Annotated in this window: 4 protein-coding genes; all 4 read right to left on the reverse strand. The window is 53.6% G+C overall.

Annotation, left to right across the window (positions count from 1 at the left end; genetic code table 11):
- Nucleotides 1-364 (reverse strand): glycosyltransferase (locus tag PHI12_15005; protein MDD5512092.1); only part of this gene is annotated, 364 nt, incomplete at its 3' end.
- Nucleotides 365-1294 (reverse strand): hypothetical protein, encoded by a 930-nt coding sequence (locus tag PHI12_15010; GenBank protein ID MDD5512093.1) that lies wholly within the window; start codon nucleotides 1292-1294, stop codon nucleotides 365-367. It abuts the gene before it with no gap.
- Between the two features lie 15 nt (nucleotides 1295-1309).
- Nucleotides 1310-1966: a class I SAM-dependent methyltransferase gene (locus tag PHI12_15015; GenBank protein MDD5512094.1), complete on the reverse strand. Its 657-nt coding sequence runs from the start codon at nucleotides 1964-1966 to the stop codon at nucleotides 1310-1312.
- Nucleotides 1956-2624: a class I SAM-dependent methyltransferase gene (locus PHI12_15020; protein MDD5512095.1), complete on the reverse strand. Its 669-nt coding sequence runs from the start codon at nucleotides 2622-2624 to the stop codon at nucleotides 1956-1958. Before PHI12_15020 ends, PHI12_15015 begins: the two co-directional genes overlap by 11 nt.
- Nucleotides 2625-2641: the final 17 nt, after the last annotated feature.

The raw sequence follows: 2641 nt of genomic DNA on the forward strand, positions 1-2641 counted from the left end.
CGTCCTTCTGAACGTTAGCAAGAGTAGTAAAGCCAAACCGCTTACCAGCGGGCATATCCATACCGACAATACCCTTTAGTGACCGAGGCCAGTAATACTCGTCGCCATCGACCAGCATGCACCAGGGAGTCCGGGTTAGGTTGGTCATATGTTGCCTGACCTGACCGTTCTCCTCCGGAGTAATGCTACCGTAGCTAAGCAACCTTACCCGGCTAATATACCGCTGTAGTATGTCCCATGTCCTGTCCATAGACCCACAGTCCGCCACGATGACCTCCCGGAAGCCTGCCTGCAGAACGGACTCAAGAACAGGAACGATGTAGAACTCCTCGTTCTTGACCATGATGTGTGCCGTTACGTCCAACTAAACCTCCACTACGACAGATTGCGCTATACGTAATATCGAGCGCCACCTCCCGGCAACTATATCAGGACGGTAGTAACGAGATAGCCGAATGCTGTTGTTGCTCATCTCCAGCCATCGACTTCCGTCCGACCCGACAATAGAATCTATGCACGAACGGAGACCATCAGGATCGTCACACTGCTCCTGGGATAGCAGCACTCCATTGCTACTGTCTACCTGATAAAAGGCATCTCCTGTATCCGATGCTATCTGAGGTAGGCCGCAGGCTAAACTCTCTACCCGGCTTAGGCATCCGCCCTCGTTACGGGTGACTCGAACGAACACGGCCGCATTCCTGTAGACATCGCCCATCTGGTCATGAGGAATCTTCTCGCCTCGTCCGTCATCGAACTCACCAACCCATCGGACGGGCAACCCTGTCGCTTCAAGCCTATCCAGACCGTAGTGATGCTTCTGAACATCGACGATCCCGTTGGCAACAGCTACAATATCCACGCCATGACTACCTTCACTTGGATAGAATATGCTTCGATCCACAACGTGGGGGGCATAGTGAACAGGCCGACCCACTATCCTGGATATCTCACCTGCCGCCAGGATTGAAGTCGCCACCAGCACCTTGGCCGTACGCAGCAGACTAAACCGCTCAGGCAGAGGTTGACCCGGCCAGAATTCGGGTGGCTGCATCCCCCCAATCCAAACTACACACTTGTCCATAGGGACGTTGTTTAGACCGGCCTGAATGCAGTACTCCTGCATGTCCCAAAAGACAATTAGGTCGGCATCTTTCGCCTCGCCTATATCGTCCGTCCGATAGAAAATCGTGGGAGCCAGCCGGGGAACTACGAGCTGTCTGAACATGTGCAGAGACTGTCCCTGACCGTTCTCCAACCCAGGGTCTCTTGCCATGTAAACTGCTACCAGCATACTACCTATCTCCGACTAATTCTCGCCCTTAACCAAGGCGAACCAGTCCTGAGCATCAGGATGCCAGTCCTCTGGCGACTTCTCCAGCTTGAGTGTGGGATAACGGGCAAAGAACGCCTTTACTTCATTCAGCGGAAGTGACCTGGAGCCCATGACGCCTGGTGGAACTAAGAAGTCGCACTCGACAATATCAGAGCGTTCGTGCGCCTCGACGGACAGCAGGAAGTAGCGGGAACGATAGCTGGAAAGGACAAAGTCCAGCAGTTCTAATGGCCCCGGGTAGTGAGGAGAGACCTCCAAACAGAGACAGAGGTCGAACGGGTCTTCATTTGTGCCGAACTTGTGGTCGAGGATACTATCCCGTGCGAGCATCCACGTCCGTTCGGTGCTAGCCAAGCGCTCTCCCGCCAGTTTTAGCATATACTCAGATTCGTCCAGACCGACGTATCCTTTCCAGTCGGGAATCAACATAGCATACTGAGCTGTACCGCAGCCGAGGTCAAGAATGGTATCGTGAGGGATACCTTCCAACATCTTGGCAACGTGCGCCTCAACTACTCTCCGTCTCGGATATTCACGCCACTGGCGCTCAACCTCGACGACTGACTCAAGGCTACAATTCCAGCGGTTATGGGCTCCGACGAACTGTTGCATGTCTGCCCTATCCAACATTCTTCAATCTCGTTAGGATATACTGGTCACGGGAATCTGGATGCCACTGGTGTGGTGCAGGCTCGAATGCAAGAACATCATAGTTGGAAAGAATTGCCTTTAGATCGGCCATGGCTACAGTTCGAGAACCTACGTTGCTGCCGTCCTCATACCCTTCCCAGCCAATCCAAAAATCTACTGTTCCTTCTGCCTTTGAGTGAGTCTGCACTGTCAAAAGCAGGTAATCGGCGTAGTTGATGGACAGCATCCGCCTAGCAAACTCAAGAGGGTTCTCGTAGTGCTGGGCAACTTCGATGCACAAAACCAGGTCGTAGTGATGCCCTTTTTCTGGATGCCACTCAAGTAGATTAGCCTGTAACAAGGACATAGACGACTTGGCACGACCCTTTAGCTGCCCAAGGCGCTTCTGCGCCAACTCGGCCATGTGGGGCGATGAATCCACTCCCGTGTAGGTTCGCCACCCCTTGACCAACTGAGCATAGCGAGCCGAACCACACCCTAAATCCAACAGCTTGCCATGCGGAACGGACTGAGCCAGCCGGACTAGAGCAGCCTCGTTATCTGGCTTCCCTTCCAAGACGTCCCAGAGGTTGTCCATCGCCTGGACCTCCTCGGAGCTGTTCCAGATGCGCTTGGCTGCTGGCAACGCTTCTACCAAAGCAATCCTCCTTCAAA

This window comes from Dehalococcoidales bacterium (genome assembly GCA_028716225.1).
Taxonomy (GTDB): Bacteria; Chloroflexota; Dehalococcoidia; order Dehalococcoidales; family UBA5760; genus UBA5760.

What these genes read in the sequence shown, in the direction of transcription:
- PHI12_15010 (MDD5512093.1), bottom strand. Translation starts at nt 1,294, where the DNA reads ATGCTGGTAGCAGTTTACATGGCAAGAGACCCTGGGTTGGAGAACGGT.
- PHI12_15015 (MDD5512094.1), bottom strand. Translation starts at nt 1,966, where the DNA reads ATGTTGGATAGGGCAGACATGCAACAGTTCGTCGGAGCCCATAACCGC.